At 43.1% G+C, this 17,649-nt stretch carries 15 protein-coding genes and 1 other RNA gene; 3 read left to right on the plus strand and 13 right to left on the minus strand.

What is annotated here, in order from left to right:
* Positions 1 to 3 precede the first annotated feature (3 nt).
* The 4 genes from D7D50_RS00535 to D7D50_RS00550 form a co-directional block, all read right to left on the minus strand.
* Positions 4 to 2,394 (minus strand): primosomal protein N', encoded by a 2,391-nt coding sequence (locus tag D7D50_RS00535; RefSeq protein ID WP_120701191.1) that lies wholly within the window; start codon positions 2,392 to 2,394, stop codon positions 4 to 6.
* A gap of 62 nt (positions 2,395 to 2,456) precedes the next feature.
* The gene (gene rpoZ / locus D7D50_RS00540; RefSeq protein WP_006596845.1) at positions 2,457 to 2,771 is read right to left on the minus strand and encodes a DNA-directed RNA polymerase subunit omega; all 315 of its coding nucleotides are present in this window, start codon (positions 2,769 to 2,771) and stop codon (positions 2,457 to 2,459) included.
* 28 nt (positions 2,772 to 2,799) lie between these two features.
* Positions 2,800 to 3,429, minus strand: coding sequence for a guanylate kinase (gmk, locus tag D7D50_RS00545; RefSeq protein ID WP_006596846.1), 630 nt, complete (start codon positions 3,427 to 3,429; stop codon positions 2,800 to 2,802).
* 196 nt (positions 3,430 to 3,625) lie between these two features.
* Complete coding sequence (locus D7D50_RS00550) at positions 3,626 to 5,233, minus strand: ribonuclease Y (protein WP_120701192.1); 1,608 nt, start codon at positions 5,231 to 5,233, stop codon at positions 3,626 to 3,628.
* A gap of 269 nt (positions 5,234 to 5,502) precedes the next feature.
* Between D7D50_RS00550 and D7D50_RS00555 the strand changes: the two genes are divergently transcribed.
* Entirely contained in the window at positions 5,503 to 5,985 is a 483-nt protein-coding gene (locus D7D50_RS00555; protein ID WP_120701193.1) for an S-ribosylhomocysteine lyase, read from the plus strand.
* 196 nt (positions 5,986 to 6,181) lie between these two features.
* On the opposite strand, the gene D7D50_RS00565 is transcribed toward D7D50_RS00555, so the two are convergent.
* The 5 genes from D7D50_RS00565 to D7D50_RS00585 form a co-directional block, all read right to left on the minus strand.
* A complete protein-coding gene (locus D7D50_RS00565) occupies positions 6,182 to 7,624 on the minus strand; it encodes a cell division site-positioning protein MapZ family protein (protein ID WP_120701195.1) in 1,443 nt (480 codons plus the stop codon).
* The gene (locus tag D7D50_RS00570; RefSeq protein ID WP_117745182.1) at positions 7,621 to 8,793 is read right to left on the minus strand and encodes a THUMP domain-containing class I SAM-dependent RNA methyltransferase; all 1,173 of its coding nucleotides are present in this window, start codon (positions 8,791 to 8,793) and stop codon (positions 7,621 to 7,623) included. Before D7D50_RS00570 ends, D7D50_RS00565 begins: the two co-directional genes overlap by 4 nt.
* Before the next feature lie 64 nt (positions 8,794 to 8,857).
* An RNA gene (gene rnpB, locus D7D50_RS00575) (RNase P RNA component class B) lies at positions 8,858 to 9,223 on the minus strand.
* A gap of 22 nt (positions 9,224 to 9,245) precedes the next feature.
* Positions 9,246 to 9,590 (minus strand): cell division regulator GpsB, encoded by a 345-nt coding sequence (gene gpsB / locus D7D50_RS00580; RefSeq protein ID WP_023022338.1) that lies wholly within the window; start codon positions 9,588 to 9,590, stop codon positions 9,246 to 9,248.
* Between the two features lie 69 nt (positions 9,591 to 9,659).
* Positions 9,660 to 10,187, minus strand: a complete 528-nt coding sequence (locus D7D50_RS00585; protein ID WP_023022337.1) for an SLOG family protein — start codon at positions 10,185 to 10,187, stop codon at positions 9,660 to 9,662.
* A gap of 66 nt (positions 10,188 to 10,253) precedes the next feature.
* On the opposite strand from D7D50_RS00585, the gene recU reads away from it, so the two are divergent.
* Positions 10,254 to 10,847, plus strand: a complete 594-nt coding sequence (gene recU, locus D7D50_RS00590) for a Holliday junction resolvase RecU (RefSeq protein ID WP_023022335.1) — start codon at positions 10,254 to 10,256, stop codon at positions 10,845 to 10,847.
* Entirely contained in the window at positions 10,848 to 12,959 is a 2,112-nt protein-coding gene (gene pbp1a, locus D7D50_RS00595; RefSeq protein WP_023022333.1) for a penicillin-binding protein PBP1A, read from the plus strand.
* Positions 12,960 to 13,170: 211 nt separating this feature from the next.
* Here pbp1a and pepC read toward each other — a convergent pair whose 3' ends face one another.
* The 4 genes from pepC to D7D50_RS00615 all read right to left on the minus strand — a co-directional run bounded on the left by pepC (position 13,171) and on the right by D7D50_RS00615 (position 17,462).
* Positions 13,171 to 14,508, minus strand: coding sequence for an aminopeptidase C (gene pepC, locus D7D50_RS00600; RefSeq protein WP_120701196.1), 1,338 nt, complete (start codon positions 14,506 to 14,508; stop codon positions 13,171 to 13,173).
* A gap of 68 nt (positions 14,509 to 14,576) precedes the next feature.
* On the minus strand, positions 14,577 to 15,128 hold the full coding sequence (locus tag D7D50_RS00605; protein ID WP_120701197.1) for a GNAT family N-acetyltransferase: 552 nt from the start codon (positions 15,126 to 15,128) through the stop codon (positions 14,577 to 14,579).
* Between the two features lie 55 nt (positions 15,129 to 15,183).
* Positions 15,184 to 16,008, minus strand: a complete 825-nt coding sequence (nadE, locus tag D7D50_RS00610; protein WP_023027726.1) for an ammonia-dependent NAD(+) synthetase — start codon at positions 16,006 to 16,008, stop codon at positions 15,184 to 15,186.
* Positions 16,005 to 17,462, minus strand: coding sequence for a nicotinate phosphoribosyltransferase (locus D7D50_RS00615; protein WP_120701198.1), 1,458 nt, complete (start codon positions 17,460 to 17,462; stop codon positions 16,005 to 16,007). The genes nadE and D7D50_RS00615 overlap by 4 nt, the downstream gene beginning before the upstream one ends.
* Positions 17,463 to 17,649: the final 187 nt, after the last annotated feature.

Here is a 17,649-nt window from a genome sequence, read left to right on the forward strand (position 1 = left end):
CTTCTACATAAAACTTTGCGGTTCATTGTCAATGCTGACCCGAAGATCTTGATTTTCCCGCTCTTGAGTATAGTCCAAAATCTGATTTAAGACTTGTGGTAACTGGTCTTCAAACCGGTACTTCAGCAGGATCTGATAATGGAATAAATTATGCGTACGAGCAATCGGTTTTGGCGTTGGTCCCAAGATTTGGACTTGGTCTGATAGACCTGCTTTCAACAGGTCCATCACCTGATAAGCATTTTTAACCACAACCTCTTCTTGTTTGTGAGAAAGGGTCAAACCTACAGTGTAGTAATAAGGTGGATAGCCCAATTGGTGGCGGACCTTCATTTCATAGGCATAAAAACCTTCGTAATCTTGGCGTTTCGCATATTCAATGGCATAATGATGAGGATTATAGGTCTGGATCAGAACCTGTCCTTCTTTATCCGCACGACCAGCCCGTCCTGCCACCTGGGTTAAGAGTTGAAAGGTCCGCTCTGACGAGCGAAAATCAGGCAAATTTAGGGCTGTATCAGCATTGAGGACACCGACTAGCGTTACATTGGGGAAATCCAAACCTTTGGCGATCATCTGGGTCCCCAGTAAAATGTCGGCTTGTCCTTGACCAAACTGGTCCAACAAAGCTTCGTGACTCCCTTTTTTCCGAGTGGTATCGACATCCATCCGCAAAATGCGGGCTTCAGGGAAAATTTCTTGTAGCTCATCGTAGGCCTTCTGGGTCCCCGTCCCATAATAGCGAATGGATCGACTTTGGCAATTAGGACAGACTGTTGGGATTGGCTTACGGTAGTTGCAATAGTGGCAATCCATGGTCTTGGTGTCCATATGGAGGGTCAAGGAGATATCACAATTTGGACAGGTATCTACCTGACCACACTCGCGACACATGACAAAACTGGAATAACCCCGGCGATTGAGCATGAGGACGACTTGCTCTTTTCGTTGCAATCGTTCTGCAATCGCATCAAGCAACTTAGGTGTATAGGTTCCGGATTCTTGCTGGCCAATATAGTCCCTAAAATCGATCACTTCTACCTCTGGAATGCGGGCAAGCGGATTAGCCCGTTGGGTCAGTTGAAGAAATTCATAGACCCCTTTTCCTGCACGGGCCCGTGTTTCTAGACTAGGAGTTGCTGATCCCAAGACCAAAACAGCCTGGTGGTACTGAGACCGAAGCAGGGCAACCTCACGCGCATGATAACGAGGATTGCTATCTTGTTTATACGTAGCCTCATGCTCTTCGTCAATAATGATAGCTCCTAAATTCTTAAGAGGAGCAAAGATAGCAGACCGAGCTCCAACGACTACTTGGGCCTCACCTCGTTCTACTCGTCTCCACTCATCGTATTTTTCACCGTTTGATAGACCCGAATGGAGGATGGCTACCCGATCCCCAAAGCGAGAAATGAAGCGATCCGTCACTTGAGGCGTCAAGGAAATCTCAGGAACCAGCATAATAGCTGTTTTTCCCTTTTCTAGCACCTCTTGAATGATTTGAAGGTACACTTCTGTCTTCCCACTTCCTGTCACTCCTTCTAACAAAAAGGGTTTGGAAGCTTGGCCAATTTTGCTCGTTACCGCTTGAACTGCTCCTTCTTGTTCAGCATTTAAAATCAAGGCCTCCGTCGACTCCTTGTCCTTAAAGTAGGCTGCAGCACGATTGACTTCCTTTTCAAACACAAGCAAGGCACCTTGATCGATGAAATAATTCACCACTGGACGAGAGAATTCTGCCAACAAATTACTTAAAGGCGCTTCCTCTTCCTGCCCTTGGACAAAGTCTCGCAAGGCCAAGCGTTTTTTGGCATTTTTGGCGATGTCCAAGTTTTCAAGTAAGAGATGATTTACCCGATACCATTTTTCTGTTTTGATATGTTTACGATCCACCGCTTGGTATTCTACTTCCAACTCTCCCTTACGAGTCAGTCGCATCATCCGTGCTTGGGCTTCAATATCTAAAGAAGAAAAAGCCAAGCTAGTCGCTGTTCCAAAAATATCCTCTCGATCTTCTGCCGATAATCGTTCTGTCGGATGGAGAATTTTATCATAGGAAGAATTTAAAACACTCGGTAGCATGGCTTTCAAGAGGGTAATTTTGTAGGCAAAAACTGTCTTTCGCAATTGATCTGCTAGCCAAAATTGCTCCTCGCCTAGAACTGGTTGGTAGTCTAAGACTTCCACAATACTTTTTAATTCTTGGTCTTGAGCTGCTAGAGTGGTTTCCTCTAAGCCAACCACAATTCCTTGAATGAGCCGATTCCCCTTTCCAAACGGAACATGCACCCGCATTCCTTTTTCCAAGAATGGAGAAAACTCTTCCGGTACTTGGTAACTATAGGGTTTATCCGTTTGCATCAAGGGAACATCAACGATGACTTGTGCAAGCATGTTTCCACCTCCTTCCTGCCCTAGTGCTAAATAGCAAAAAATAAGATTGAGCGAACCCAACCTTAAATTTTTTCCCCATCTTCTTTTTCTTTTGCGATTTGTTCTTTAATTTTACGCTCTTCTTCTTCTTTACGCAAGCGTTCTGCTTCGATTCGACGACGAACCGCTTCGCGCTTGGCTTCTGGATCTGGGTGAATCACCACATTTCCTGATTCAATCTCTTCCAAGGCACGCAAGGTAGATTTTACGGATTGAAATTCTTGAGTGGGAGTTGCACCACTCTCTAACTCATGAGCTCGTTTGGCTTCAAGAATAACCAAAGAGTATTTTGACGGTACTTTATCCAACAATGTATCAATGGATGGTTTTAACATCATAATCTTTTTACCTAATTCCTATTCTAAATTATCGTACCACTTGAGTGGCTTTGGGAAGCATTTCTTGGTAGTGACCAATCACCCGATCAACACGGAAATGTTCCGCCTCAATCACACGTTTGACACGTTCCGCAGCCAGAGGCACTTGGTCATTGACAATGGCATAGTCATACTCACGCATCAAGGCAATCTCTTCTTTGGCCTTTTCGATCCGTTGGGCAATCACTTCCGCACTATCCGTGCCACGTCCAACCAAACGATCTTGCAACTCATCCAAATCGGGAGGAGTCAAGAAAATGAAGACGGCATCTGGTACCTTTTTCTTCACCTGCAAAGCACCCTGCACTTCGATTTCAAGGAAGACATCGATCCCCTTATCGAGGGTCTCGTTCACATAGGTCAAGGGAGTCCCATAATAATTACCTACATATTCAGCATATTCGAGCATTTGACCTTGACGAATCAACTCCTCAAATTCTTCACGTGTACGGAAGAAATAGTCTACTCCGTCCACTTCACCAGGGCGTTGTGCACGTGTTGTCATCGATACTGAGTATTGAAATTGATTGTCTGAGCTTTCAAAAATCTCGCGTCTAACCGTCCCCTTCCCAACACCTGAGGGCCCTGAGAAAACGATTAATAATCCTCGATCCGCCATTTTGTCTCCTTCGCTATCTTTCTATCTAGTGTAACAAAAATAGAAAGATTTTTCAACAGATTTTTCCTAGAGACAAGGCTCCTAACCCCTTCTAGACGAAATAATGATTTTCTTTTTTCATCATGGAACAAAATAAAAAATAGTCAACCAAGACCTTGTCGTCTTTGCTGACTATCTTTTCATATTTTAGCAAGCTTTATTTTGCATAATCAACGGCACGCAATTCACGAATAACGTTCACCTTGATATTACCAGGATATTCCAAGTTAGACTCGATCTTCTCACGAATGTCATGAGCTAAGATGGTCAACTTATCATCCTTCACTTCTTCAGGGCTTACCATAATTCGGATTTCACGACCTGCTTGTAAGGCAAAGCTAGTCTTGACTCCCTTAAAGCTATTTGCAATTTCTTCAAGATCTTGAAGACGTTTGATATAGCTTTCGAGAGACTCACTACGAGCACCTGGACGAGCCGCACTTAAAGCATCCGCTACTGCTACAATAACAGCAATGACACTTTCTGGTTCAACGTCTCCATGGTGGCTAGCAATGGTATTAACGACAACAGGATGCTCTTTGTATTTACGAGCCAACTCTGTTCCAATTTCTACGTGGCTACCTTCTACCTCACGGTCGATGGCTTTTCCAATATCATGTAGGAAACCAGCTCGACGAGCCAAGGTAGCATTTTCGCCAAGTTCACTAGCAATAATACCAGATAACTTAGCAACCTCAATTGAGTGACGCAGAACATTTTGACCATAAGAGGTTCTAAATTGCAAGCGCCCCATAATCTTCATCAAGTCAGGATGTAGGTTTGGCGCTCCAATTTCATAAGCAGCCGCTTCCCCATATTCCCGAATCCGTTGGTCAATTTCCTGACGGTTCTTCTCTACCAACTCCTCAATACGGGCTGGATGGATTCGACCATCTTTCAATAGACTTTCCATCGTCATCCGTGCAATTTCCCGACGAATCGGATCAAATCCAGACAAGGTGACCACTTCTGGTGTATCGTCAATAATAACATCCACACCTGTTAAGCTTTCAAAGGTACGAATATTTCGACCTTCGCGACCAATGATTCGACCCTTCATCGCATCATCTGGCAAATGAACCGTTGAGTTGGTCTGTTCTGCAACAAAATCACCTGCCATCCGTTGCATGGCTTGAACCAAGATATCTTTCGCAACTTTGTCTGAACGTTCTTTTATTTCCATTTCTGCATCTCGGATACGAGTTGCAATTTCTTTTGAAAGATGTTCTTCTGTTTGCGTTAAGATAATATCACGTGCTTCCGATTGAGTAAGAGAAGCAATTTTTTCTAATTCTTCTTCTTTTTTCTTTTCTAGCTCATGTAATTGTTCTTCACGCGCATCAATGTGTTTAGTTCTATCTGAAAGACTTTGCTCTTTTTGTTCAAGAGTTTGTTCTTTGCTCGTAAGAATATCATCTTTGCGATCAAGATTATTTGAACGTTCCGCTAAGCGGGTCTCTAATTGTTTTAATTCTTGACGCTCTGATTTAAACTCAGCATCGACTTCTTCTCGATATTTTCTGGCTTCTTCCTTTGCCTCCAAAAGTGCTTCTTTTTTAAGTGAACTAGACTCATGCTTAGCTTCTTTCAAAATCAAATCAGCTTCACGCTCTGCCTGTCCACGTAAATTCGTTGCTTCTTGTTCAGCATTTAAAAGAGTAAGTTCTGCAGCTTCTTTAGATGCTTTCATCTTGACTGAGATCCCTACATATCCAATGACTAAACCAATGATTGCGGCAAAAACAATTGCAATTCCAAATTCCATGTTTTTACCCCTAATCTAATGAATAGTTGAATTAAAAAATTCTTTATTATTTTATCATATTTTTACAAAATTAACAAACAAATTTTCTAGCGAAAACCAATCTATTTTTGCTATTATTCAAATGCTTCTTTCCTTTGATTCTAATGAGAAACTCCCTAAAAAATAAGTTTCTGGACCTTATTTTAAGGGCCACTTCCCTCCCTCCTTTCTTGTATTTTCTTCCACCGCCAATTGTGCTATAATCAAGAAAAAAGAATTGAGGAAGATACATGACTAAAGAAGTTATTGTGGAAAGTTTCGAACTTGACCACACTGCTGTAAAAGCCCCTTACGTCCGCCTAATCGGAGAGGAAATAGGGCCAAAAGGAGATGTCATCTCAAACTATGATATCCGCTTGGTTCAACCAAATGAAGACTCTATCCCGACTGCTGGTTTACATACAATTGAGCACCTCTTGGCTATGTTGATTCGCAAACGCATTGATGGGATGATTGATTGTTCACCTTTTGGATGTCGTACCGGATTCCATATGATTATGTGGGGACAGCACGATCCAAAAACCATTGCACAAGTGATTAAATCTTCCTTAGAGGAAATTGCTGAAGCAACTAGCTGGGAAGACGTTCCAGGAACGACGATTGAGTCTTGTGGAAACTATAAAGACCACAGTCTCTTCTCTGCTAAAGAGTGGTGCAAACTGATTCTTGAACAAGGCATTTCTGACGATCCATTCACACGCCATATCGTATAAAAAAGTAAAGAGAGTGGGACAGAAATCGGTAATTCGTTAGAATTCGATTTCGTCGTCCCACCTCCGCACAGTTGAGTAGGGCTGTAAAAGCTGATGAAATCAGCGTAGTAGAGCCCACTCAACCACTGCGTCTTGCTCGACAATCCAAAGACAATTGAGAGGCTGGGACTTTTGTCCCAGCCTACTTTTTTAGTTCTTAATAATCCAATGCATCGGAATGGCCTTTTCCGTTTCCGACAAAGTATCCAGTTTTAGCATTGATACTAAATAAGTAAGTACCATCTGGCTTAAAGAGGTTGTAATATCCATTGCCGTTGATAATATTCACGCGTTCCAAAATGTATTGATCCCCAACGATATGGCCACGTTCCCGAGCGATTTTCAGAATCTTCTCCAAGATACCAGGGTTAAAGGTCCATGCAGGATTGTTTATATCGTCAAGCGCCGCCTGGTTGTATGGTACCCGGCTCAAGTTTCGTTGAAGAGGCACACCAGTGCTTTGAAGACCGAAGCCAGAATAACCTGGATTCACTCCACCTGTCGTATTCCCTTCAGTAGCTGGAACTGGAGCTGGAGTAGGAGTTGGACTTGTTACCGTTCCAGAAGAAGCTGCGCTTCCGCCCGTAACACTGCCACCACCATCTGTCACAGGGGCTGGAGTGGCAACTTGTTGTGAGCGACCTTGAGAAGCAGCATCCTTCAACAATTGGTTCAGTTGTGTATTAGACGTCGACACATCTGAAAATACTGCATCACTCTTTACCTGCGCCTTGGTATCGATAGCCCCATCCTTAATAACTGGGCTAGTAAATTGAGAGTTGACTGTTTGAATAGCAGAAACTTGCTTCACCAATTCATCGTATTTGCTCTTTGCTGCATCGTATTCCTTGGTATCTTTCAATTTTTCTAAACTTACTTTCAGTTTTTCCAAATTACCAAAAGAATCATTTTTCAACTTCGTCTGCGTATCATCTGTAAAGAAGGCTGCATACTGATCATTAAAGTCCTTCAGCAAAGCCTCTGTATTAGCACTGGTTGACGAAGAAGAGCTGGATGACTTTTTCTTTGACGAGCTAGAAGAGACGACTGTTGTTTCCCCTTTAGACTGGTTACGGATCCATTGATAAGACAACCAACTGGCTGTAGCAACTGCTGTCAGAGCTAAAACTGAAAGTAAGATTGGTTTTACCCGGCTTTTTTTCGGTTCTTCAGGAATCTCAATGTCATCATCCACATATGGTTCTGTTGGCTCTGGACCAAACTTAATTTTTGCAGGGAGTTCCCCAGGAATTGGATCTGGAATGCGAGTAGACGCAACTTCTTTTTGAGTTGCTTCAGACGGTGCTACTTCTTCCACAGCCTCTTCGTTTGGAATTGCCTCCGTTGCTTCTACAGTGGCTGTCGCCTCTGCATCTGCCAGCATTTCCTTCTTCATGACGATCGTATCAAACTTATGAGCTTCGATTTCGTCACGGTGCTGTTTGATGTATTTATCGAGGACGTTGTCTGTTTCCTTGACTCCTGCTTCGATTTCTTCAGCTTTACGGTTCGCTTGACCAATCGTCATCTCTTTTGCATCCTTAAAATCAAGAACTGACTCTGCCTCTTGACCCAACTGCTGTTTATCTTCTTTTGTCATATGTTTCCTTTCTCACTAGTCGCTTGTCGACGCACTCGCTCCCCAAAGAACTGATACAAGTCAACCTTTAAGGTTCCGTTATATAATTTTCGTTTTTTATCCGCTTGTCGCCCAAATTTCTTTTCAAAATTTTCATCGCTGGTCAGGATAAATTTGCTCCAAGTCTTCAATGGCGCAAGGACCTCTCCCATTTCAGCATACAATTTTGTCACCCCTGCATCATCGGATAAGCGTTCACCATAAGGTGGATTGGAGACGATGACCCCATTGATCTTATCCGAACGCAAATCCTGGACCCGCATTTGCTTAAAGGTGATATCGCTCGCAACTCCTGCTTTTTGAGCATTTTCTTTAGCAATCTCGACCATCCGCGCATCGATATCCGTCCCCATGATGTCTAGAACGAGATCACGATTTATCTTTTTAGTAGCTTCTGTACGCACTTCTTGAATCAGGCGATCATCTACCCAATTCCATTCTTCAAAAGAGAAGGTCCGTCTCAAGCCTGGCGCTATCTGGCGAGCCATCATAGCCGCTTCGATACAGAAGGTCCCTGATCCACAAGTCGGATCAACCAAGGGCTTATCTGGATACCAATTAGAAAGTTGAAGAATGGCTGCCGCCATATTTTCCTTGATGGGTGCCCCACCCTTTTCAGTCCGATAACCTCGTTTAAACAGGCTACTGCCAGTGGTATCAATTAAAATAGTCGCTTGGTCCTTCAAGATAGAAACTTCAATTTTAAATTCTGCTCCATTTTCGATCAATGGAACGCCTTCCGGACGAGCATAGTGTTTTTGCAACTTTTTAACAACTGCCTTTTTCGAAATAGCTTGTACACTCGGTTCGTTATGCAGTTTGGATTTGACGCATTTTGCTTTTGAGATAGGGAAACGCGCTCCTAAAGGGAGATATTGATCCCAATCCAAGGCAAAAACTCCTTGAAAGAGTTCTTCAAAGGTGCGGGCAGGAAAAGATCCTACGACGATCTTGATTCGGTCAGCGGCACGCAACCAAAGATTGGTTTCGATAATCGCACGAACATCGCCTTTGAAACGAACCCGTCCATTTTCCACTTGGCAATCGTAGCCTAGCTCACGCAATTCACGCCCAACTACTGCTTCTAATCCAGCAGCAGCTGTCGCGATTAATTCAAATTGTTTTTTCATTTATTCCCCATTGTTTAAAAAAGGAGGTTGAGATTTCTCTCCCCCTCGCCACCTATATGCAATTTTCTATAAGCCATGTTTTGTTCCAGAAATGACTAGGTACCATTTCCTTTGATAATCATCTGTCTACTGTTTCCAGTCAGAATGCTATGTTCGTTTCCATGCATCCTATGCCCCGACCAAAGTTTGGGTTGCTAGCTTGAGGGGTTTACCGCGTTCCACTTTTTAGGTTTCCCTAAAAACTACGTCACTGTGGCACTTTCAGAGCTAGTAGAACTTATCCTAAGACTTAGCCCGTTCGCTCGCCGTAACTTGAACATCAAGTCCCTAGGCTTATGGATTCACCTAGCACAAACACTACAGGCATCACAGCCTGTGCTAGCATGGACTTTCCTCATGAGAGAAAGCTCTCACGCGATTATCCAAAAATTGCACGATTCATATGTTATATCTTAAAAATCACGATCAACGACTTGTTTTCCGAAGACTTCTTTTTCTAGACGATTTAAGCGTTTCAAAATATCGAAGTTTGTCGTAGTAGTGACCTGAGGAAACTCATGCTTTGGAGTAGACTCAGGAACTGATGGACTCGGAGTTACTTGGCTCGTTTTATTAGCTAATTCTTCACGGAGCCGAGCATTTTCTTCTTTCAATTCCTTGACTAAGGCAGCATAGGTTTCATAGTCTTTGATGACATCATCCAAGAACTCATTTACCTCAACTTTACTAAATCCACGAACTTCTTTTTTGAAATCTTGATCAAAAATATCTTTCGCAGTAAAAATAATACTTGCCATCATTCTCTCCGTTCTAGTTAATCATAATCATTATATAAAAAATGAGAGGAAAAAATCAAGGTAAACCACTTATTTTTCGTAAATTTTTTCTGCTACTTCATTCAAGTCATCAAAGTTTAATCTTTTGACATGATACTGATCCATTTCTAGCATCATTTTGTAAAGATATTTGAGATTTGTTTCATGATCTGGATCATAAAATAAATAAGCAGCATCTGTATTTTCTAACAAAAATGTATTGTATTCTTTGAACTGACCTGGCTGGCTATAAGAGGGATAGGCATACTTGACAAAATCAACCTGTTTAAAGCGACTAAGGACTTCTTGATTGGCCTCATTCCAGTTCTCTCCTTGGTTTTCAAACATAAAAATCGTGGCCAACTGTATCTCGTAATCTTTTCTTAATTCCTGAGCAACCTCTAAGGCCCAAGCTTCAAAACCTAGATTCCCCGTGAAAATTAACCACTTGACTCCCTCTTCCAAAAAACGGACTAAATCCCTGCGAATCGCCTCTTTAATGATTGGTAGTCTAGGATCCTTAGCTGTCAGAATTCCCAATTCAAATGCCTTATAACCTGTAATCAGTAAACTATTCATTATTTCCCCTCCCTTCTTCTTTTTGTGATATAATAGAGTGATGTAATTGTACCAATAAGGAGAATTATGGTCAACTATCCTCACAAACTTAGCAAGAAATCTTCTTCGCCCATCCAGAGGAAGCAAAGTGTAAACTTTGCCAATCGGGGGATGACATTTGAAAAAATGATTAATGAGAGCAATCACTACTACCTTTCCAGAGGGCTAGCGGTTATTCATAAAAAGCCGACCCCCATCCAGATTGTAAAGGTAGACTATCCTCATCGCAGTCGGGCAAAGATTGTAGAAGCTTATTTTCGCCAGGCGTCTACTACAGACTATTCTGGTGTTTACAAGGGACACTATATTGATTTTGAAGCAAAAGAGACTCAGCAGAAACAATCCATGCCGATGAAAAACTTTCATCAGCACCAGATTGATCACATGGCTGCAGTCCTTCAACAGGGAGGAATTTGTTTTGTGCTCTTGCATTTTGCAAAGCTCAATGAGACCTATCTACTGCCCGCTCCTTCCTTAATCGACTTTTACAACATTGATCACGGCAGTAAATCTATGCCCTTGACCTTTATACAGGAAAACGGTTATCGTATCGAGACAGATCGCCTTCCAAGCGTCCCTTATCTCGATATTATCGAACAGAATCTACTAGGCGGTAATTAAATGAACAAACAAACAGTTATCCAGTGGTTAAAATATGCGGCGATTGCAGCTATTTCCTTATTTTTCCTTTTACTTATCCTGGGTGGATTGGTATTTGGATATTATGCTGCAAAAGCACCGACTCTTTCTGAAAAAGACCTGGTCGCAACGACATCCAGTAAAATCTATGACAATCAAAACAATCTGATTGCAGACTTGGGTGCTGAAAAACGAATTAATGTAAAAACAAATGAAATCCCAACCGACTTGGTCAACGCGATTGTGGCGATTGAAGACCATCGCTTTTTCAACCACAGAGGGATAGACTTTATTCGAATCGGGGGAGCCTTCTTCAGCAACCTCCGAGGAGGGCGCCAAGGAGGATCTACTCTCACACAGCAGTTGATCAAGCTCACTTACTTCTCTACTTCTTCGGCCGACCAAACCTTATCTCGGAAAATCCAAGAAGCTTGGCTTGCTACTCAATTGGAACAAAAAGCAACCAAACAAGAGATTTTGACCTACTACATCAACAAAGTTTACATGTCTAACGGAAACTACGGGATGCAAACAGCTGCTCGTAGCTACTATGCAAAAGACTTAAAGGATCTTTCTCTTCCACAAGTAGCCTTATTGGCTGGAATGCCTCAGGCACCAAACCAATATGACCCTTATACCAATCCGGAAGCTGCTCTCCAACGCCGAAATCTAGTTCTCAAAGAAATGTTGGACATGAAGTCTATTTCAAATGAGCAGTACGAAAGTGCCGTCAATACACCTGTTACAGATGGCTTACAAAGTCTAACCGGCTCAAGCAACTATCCAGCTTATATGGATAACTACCTCAAAGAAGTCATCCAACAAGTCGAAGAAGAGACAGGCTACAATGTCTTGACAACTGGTATGGATGTCTACACCAACGTCGATACCGCAGCTCAAAAACGTCTTTGGGATATTTACAATTCTGACGAATATGTCAATTATCCAGATAATGAGTTGCAAGTTGCTTCTACTATCATCGACGTGACAAACGGAAAAGTCATTGCTCAGTTGGGATCCCGTCATCAGTCATCTAATGTATCCTTCGGTACCAACCAAGCAGTCGAAACGAACCGAGATTGGGGTTCTACAATGAAACCTATCTCAGACTATGCTCCCGCGATTGAACATGAAGAATATAGCTCCACTGGAGTAACCATTCCTGATACACCGTACAACTTCCCAGGTACAAATACACAAATTTATAACTGGGATAGACAGTACTATGGCAATATCAGCATGGTTTATGCTCTCCAACAATCTCGTAACGTCCCTGCAGTCAGGGCTCTTGAAAAGGTTGGTTTGAAGAAGGCTCAGAAATTCTTAAGCAACATGGGAATCAATTATCCAGAAATGGTGTATGCAAATGCCATCTCAAGTAACACGAGTGACTCTAGCAACAAATACGGGGCTAGCAGCGAGAAAATGGCTGCTGCTTATGCAACCTTCGCCAATGGAGGTACCTATTACAAACCTCAATATGTGAATCGGGTTGTCTTTAGCGATGGTACAACGAAGAACTTTGAAACCTCTGGAACACGAGTGATGAAAGAAACCACGGCTTACATGATGACAGATATGTTGAAATCGGTTATCACAGCTGGTACAGGATACAATGCGAATATCCCTGGCCTTTATCATGCTGGTAAAACTGGTACTTCTAACTATGCAGACAATGAATTGAAGAAACTCACAAAAGAGTACAGATATTCAAGCATTGTGACACCAGACGAATTATTTGTAGGATATACAACTCAGTATGCTATGGCTGTTTGGACAGGATATACCAACCGCTTGACCCCAGTTCTGGACGATGGAATCAAAGTTGCAACAGATGTTTATAAACAAATGATGCTATACTTATATGAACAATACGATTCTGGTGGAACAGATTGGATTCAACCAAGTGGTGTTTACCGTAGTGGTTCTTATCTCTACCTTAACAACGGTAAGAACAACTACTACTATTATGAGCCAAGCTATACAGCTGAAGAAACGAGTGAATCAACAGAGGAAAGCTCTAGTTCATCTAGCTCAGAGGAAAATTCTGAACATACAGAATCATCTTCTAAAGAGAATGAGCAAAATCACTAATTAGACTACACGATATAAATAAAGAGGCTAGGACAAAAGTCCTAGCCTCTCAATTTTCTTTGGATTGTCGAGCAAGACGCAGTGGTTGAGTGGGCTCTACTACGCTGATTTCATCAGCTTTTACAGCCCTACTCAACTGTGCGGAGGTGGGACGACGAAATCGAATTCTAACCAATTACCGATTTCTGTCCCACTCTCTTTTCAATTCAACTTACTTAGAAGCCAAGGCCCCCATCGGATCCCATGGAGCCAAGACAATCGGTTCTGCCTCATAAGCAGCCAATTCTTCGGCTGTCAACAGTGCCTTGCGGACGACGATTTGGTAGGTGTATTCATCCATCCAGGCATCAGAAGCTACAAAGTAACCATCTGTTCCCACTTTTTCTCCCCAAGAATTCTCAACCTTCCATTTGAGAGGGCGTCCAGCTTCGTCCAGGTCCACACCAGTCAAGACCATAGCATGGGTCATGAGACTTTCTGCATAATCCAAACGCCCTGCCTTATCTTGAGTCAGCTGGATATCCATTCCCGCTTCAAAGTCGTAGACATCTGTTGCAAGGATTCCAGCTTTGCGGTTGCTGACTTGGCCGACATCCGATCCAAACCAAACAGTTTCCCCGGCTTTCATTTGGGCAATAGCCAATTCTTTCAAACGCTCCATCGGAACATTGAGGTAGCGGACTTCACGGCTACCGACCACATTCCCAAGCATTTCAACCGTATAGGACTGACCATAAGGCTTATCTGCCGTAGGCGCATTGATAACAGAAACGTAGTCCTCCAACTGAAGATCCACATATTTTTTGTAAAAGCTTTGAGGCGTCAATCCAGCTTCTGTATGGTAGTTGTTGTCCTTATCGCGGTAAGAGAAACTAAATGTACGAGGAGGCAAGCCCAGAGACATAGCCAAGAAATTAAAGATTTCTTGTAGAAGCTCTTCTTTCTTGCTCTGAACCGTCGCTTGATCTGCACCACTTGCAAGCAAATCGCGAAGGATTTGAGCATCTTGGCGCAACAATTTGTTTAAGTAGGTATTGAGCTCTCGGCTATTGCTAGAAGAGATGGATTCTGGATAAACAGACTTAGGTACGACCCCATACTTTTCAAAGAGGGAAACAACCATATCCCATTGGCCACCATCTTGTTGAGGGGTTTGAAGGAGGAAGGCAACCTTACGGCTAGTCAATTCCTGATCCGCTGTCGCAATGATTTGCTCCAAGAACCAGTTGGATTTTTCGTACTTATCCCAGAAGAAGGTATGAGCTTGAGACAACTCAAAATCATCTAATTGGAAGTTTGAGATCATCTTGTGGCGGAAGGTATTTAAGGCCGCAAACATCCAGCAACGACCAGAAGCTTTCTGGTCTGTTACTTTGTCCTTGGTTAAATCAAGAGAAAAGACGGGCGTGTTATCTACTGCACTTTTGCGTGTCTCCAAAGCTGCATGAATCCCATTGTGGGTGATGGCATTTTCGAGAGCCGCAAATTTCACATTTGCTTGGTAATTTGCATAAAGTTGATCTGTAAATTCTTGTGTTAATTCTGACATAAGATTCTCCTTTGTAAAGCTACTTACCATTATAGACCATTGACCAAAATCTTCAAGTAAAAATTGTTTTAAAGGTCAGAAGAATGGATCGTGTAGATGATTTGATCTCCGACATAGTCTTTTCTAGCGACAGCATTTGGGAGAGTTTCAAGATAATGCATTCCAGCTTTTGCCATGACCCTTCCTGAAGCAGGGTTCAAACTGACATACTTGGCCTGAACTTCCTTGAATCCCACTTCTACCAACAAAAAGTGTAAAACCGCTTGGAGGGCTTCTGTCATCAGACCTTGACCCCAGAATTTTTTTCCTAGAATATAGCCAACTTCACATATTTCTTTTTGTGCATCCTGGGAAACGACACTGATATCTCCTATCACTTGTGCGGGATTATCTTTTTTGCAAATTGCCCACTTGTAGCTATTTTCCTCTTGGTACTGACGGAGCCACCTTTCGATCGAAGCCCGAGTCACTTGAGGATTTGGATGAGGATCCCAAGTCACATATGTAAGATTATCTGCATCAGATGCCCAATTTTCAAACATTGCCTTTGCATCCTCTAAACCAAAGTGTCTTAATAATAAACGATTGGTCTCCAATTCGATAGAACCCAATTTCCTCATCCTCTTTCCTCCTATCTGTTTAAAAAAAGTCGGCTAAACCGACTTTTCTTTCTTATCAACGCCAGAAGGTATCAAATACTGTAATTGGTAAATGGCGTTTATGTTGGCCTTTGTGCCACCAGCTTTCAATGGTTGCTTGAGCTTCTGGGCTAACGGATTTCCCCTCTAAGTAGTCATCAATTTCCGCATAGGTCACCCCAAGAGCTACTTCGTCAGCGATACCTGGCTTCTCCTCTTCCAAATCCGCAATCGGTACCTTTTCATACAAGGCAGGATCAGCTCCCAGCGCCTGAAGCAACTGCTTGCCTTGGCGCTTGTTAAGGCGGTAGAGAGGCAGAATATCGGCTCCACCGTCTCCAAACTTGGTAAAGAATCCAGTGATGTTTTCGGCTGCATGGTCTGTCCCAATGACGGCTCCGCTATAGGCACCCGCTAAAGCATACTGAGCAATCATCCGACTCCGGGCCTTGATATTGCCCTTGTTAAAGTCTGAGACATCCGTTCCTGTCGCTTCGACAGCACGCTCCATGGCATCGACCGATTCCTTGATGTTCACGACCAGGCTGACGTCTGGCTGGATGAAGGCCAAGGCCTTTTGGGCATCTGCTTCATCCGCTTGGACACCGTAGGGCAAGCGAACTGCAACAAACTGATAACTGGCATCTCCAGTCTCTGCCCGCATTTCCTCCATGGCTAATTGAGCCAGGCGACCCGCTAGGGTCGAGTCCTGACCTCCTGAAATTCCTAAGACAAAGGTCTTTAGAAAAGGATGTTTTTGCAAGTAATCCTTCAAAAAATCAATCGACCGGCGAATCTCTTCTTGAGGATCAATGACTGGTTTGACCCCTAATTGGGCAATAATGTCTTCTTGTAGGCTCATTCTTCTTCACCTCCCAAGGCTTTCTGACGCATCTGATCAATGAGGTCCATCTTATCTTGCCAAACATCCTTGGCCAAGTCCACGGGATAATGTTGTGGATTGAGGACACGTTTGTACTCATCCCAGAGCTTGTCAAATTCCTTCCGAGCATAGGCTTGGATATCCATCAAGGTTGGCAATTCGTAGACCTGTTTTCCATCCTTGAAAATATCGACCAAGAGCGGGATGGCATCAAAATCACGAACCGTCTTCTTGATATAGGTGTAGGTCGGATGGAACATTTTGATTTCTGTCAGTTCATTGACATCTACTCCATCGTAAGTGATGTAATCCCCTTCAGATTTGCCTTTTTCCCGACTGGTAATACGCCAAACTTGCTTCTTCCCTGGGGTTGAAACTTTTTCAGCATTGTTAGACAGCTTGATGGTATTTCGCATTTGACCATTGTCGTCTTCGATAGCAACAATCTTATAGACTGCTCCGAGGGCTGGTTGGTCATAAGCTGTGATCAACTTGGTTCCGACACCCCAGACATCAATCTTAGCCTTTTGCATCTTCAAGTTGAGGATGGTGTTCTCATCCAAATCATTTGAAGCATAGATCTTCGCTTTTGTGAAACCAGCTTCATCCAACTGCTGGCGAACCTTTTTCGAGATGTAGGCAATATCTCCAGAGTCAATCCGCACTCCTAGGAAGTTGATACGATCGCCCATCTCACGCGCCACCTGAATCGCAGCTGGAACTCCGATGCGTAACGTATCATATGTATCCACCAGGAAGACACAGTTGCGATGGGTCTCAGCATAGGCCTTGAAGGATTTATAATCATCGCCATAGACCTGCACCAAGGCATGGGCATGGGTCCCAAGGACAGGGATGTCAAAGAGTTTTCCTGCACGTACGTTACTGGTCCCGCTAGCGCCTCCAATAACGGCTGCACGGGTTCCCCAGATAGCCGCATCCATTTCTTGTGCCCTACGAGTTCCGAACTCCATCAAAGGTTCGTCTTCGATCACAGACTTGATCCGAGCCGCTTTTGTAGCAATCAAGGTTTGGAAATTGACAATATTGAGGAGGGCCGTTTCGACCAATTGACACTGGGCTAGCGGTCCTTCTACTTGAACAATCGGCTCATTGGCAAAGACCAGGTCCCCTTCTTTGGCAGAACGAACGGTCAATTCCATTTTAAAATTTTTCAAGTAATCCAGGAAGGCTCCTTCGTAGCCCAAAGATTCTAAGTAGGCAATATCCGACTCTGAAAAACGTAGATTCTTCAAATAGTTGACAATGCGCTCAAGACCTGCAAAGACGGCATAGCCATTTTTAAAAGGTTGCTGGCGGAAATAGGCTTCGAAGACCGCCTTTTTATTATGGATGCCTTGCTCAAAGTAAACCTGCATCATATTGATTTGATACAAATCCGTATGGAGAGTTAAACTATCATCTGGGTACATGTTTGATCCTTCTTCTTTTTTTACGTCATGGCACCAGTCACGCTCTGTCAACTGGCACAGTCCAAAATAATTTTAAACACATTATAGCACATTTTAAGCAGGACCACATGACTTTAATCCGGGCTAAGACTCATTTTTATCGTAAAAAAGAAGGGATCTTCGCCTCTTTCCATCAGACGAACATCCC

This window comes from Streptococcus koreensis, from assembly GCF_003627135.1.
Classification (GTDB): domain Bacteria; phylum Bacillota; class Bacilli; order Lactobacillales; family Streptococcaceae; genus Streptococcus; species Streptococcus ilei.

Excerpts from the sequence above, each read along its gene's own strand:
- D7D50_RS00535 (WP_120701191.1), bottom strand. The coding sequence starts at position 2,394 with ATGCTTGCACAAGTCATCGTTGATGTTCCCTTGATGCAAACGGATAAA.
- rpoZ (WP_006596845.1), bottom strand. The coding sequence starts at position 2,771 with ATGATGTTAAAACCATCCATTGATACATTGTTGGATAAAGTACCGTCA.
- gmk (WP_006596846.1), bottom strand. The coding sequence starts at position 3,429 with ATGGCGGATCGAGGATTATTAATCGTTTTCTCAGGGCCCTCAGGTGTT.
- D7D50_RS00550 (WP_120701192.1), bottom strand. The coding sequence starts at position 5,233 with ATGGAATTTGGAATTGCAATTGTTTTTGCCGCAATCATTGGTTTAGTC.
- D7D50_RS00555 (WP_120701193.1), top strand. The coding sequence starts at position 5,503 with ATGACTAAAGAAGTTATTGTGGAAAGTTTCGAACTTGACCACACTGCT.
- D7D50_RS00565 (WP_120701195.1), bottom strand. The coding sequence starts at position 7,624 with ATGACAAAAGAAGATAAACAGCAGTTGGGTCAAGAGGCAGAGTCAGTT.
- D7D50_RS00570 (WP_117745182.1), bottom strand. The coding sequence starts at position 8,793 with ATGAAAAAACAATTTGAATTAATCGCGACAGCTGCTGCTGGATTAGAA.
- gpsB (WP_023022338.1), bottom strand. The coding sequence starts at position 9,590 with ATGGCAAGTATTATTTTTACTGCGAAAGATATTTTTGATCAAGATTTC.
- D7D50_RS00585 (WP_023022337.1), bottom strand. The coding sequence starts at position 10,187 with ATGAATAGTTTACTGATTACAGGTTATAAGGCATTTGAATTGGGAATT.
- recU (WP_023022335.1), top strand. The coding sequence starts at position 10,254 with ATGGTCAACTATCCTCACAAACTTAGCAAGAAATCTTCTTCGCCCATC.
- pbp1a (WP_023022333.1), top strand. The coding sequence starts at position 10,848 with ATGAACAAACAAACAGTTATCCAGTGGTTAAAATATGCGGCGATTGCA.
- pepC (WP_120701196.1), bottom strand. The coding sequence starts at position 14,508 with ATGTCAGAATTAACACAAGAATTTACAGATCAACTTTATGCAAATTAC.
- D7D50_RS00605 (WP_120701197.1), bottom strand. The coding sequence starts at position 15,128 with ATGAGGAAATTGGGTTCTATCGAATTGGAGACCAATCGTTTATTATTA.
- nadE (WP_023027726.1), bottom strand. The coding sequence starts at position 16,008 with ATGAGCCTACAAGAAGACATTATTGCCCAATTAGGGGTCAAACCAGTC.
- D7D50_RS00615 (WP_120701198.1), bottom strand. The coding sequence starts at position 17,462 with ATGTACCCAGATGATAGTTTAACTCTCCATACGGATTTGTATCAAATC.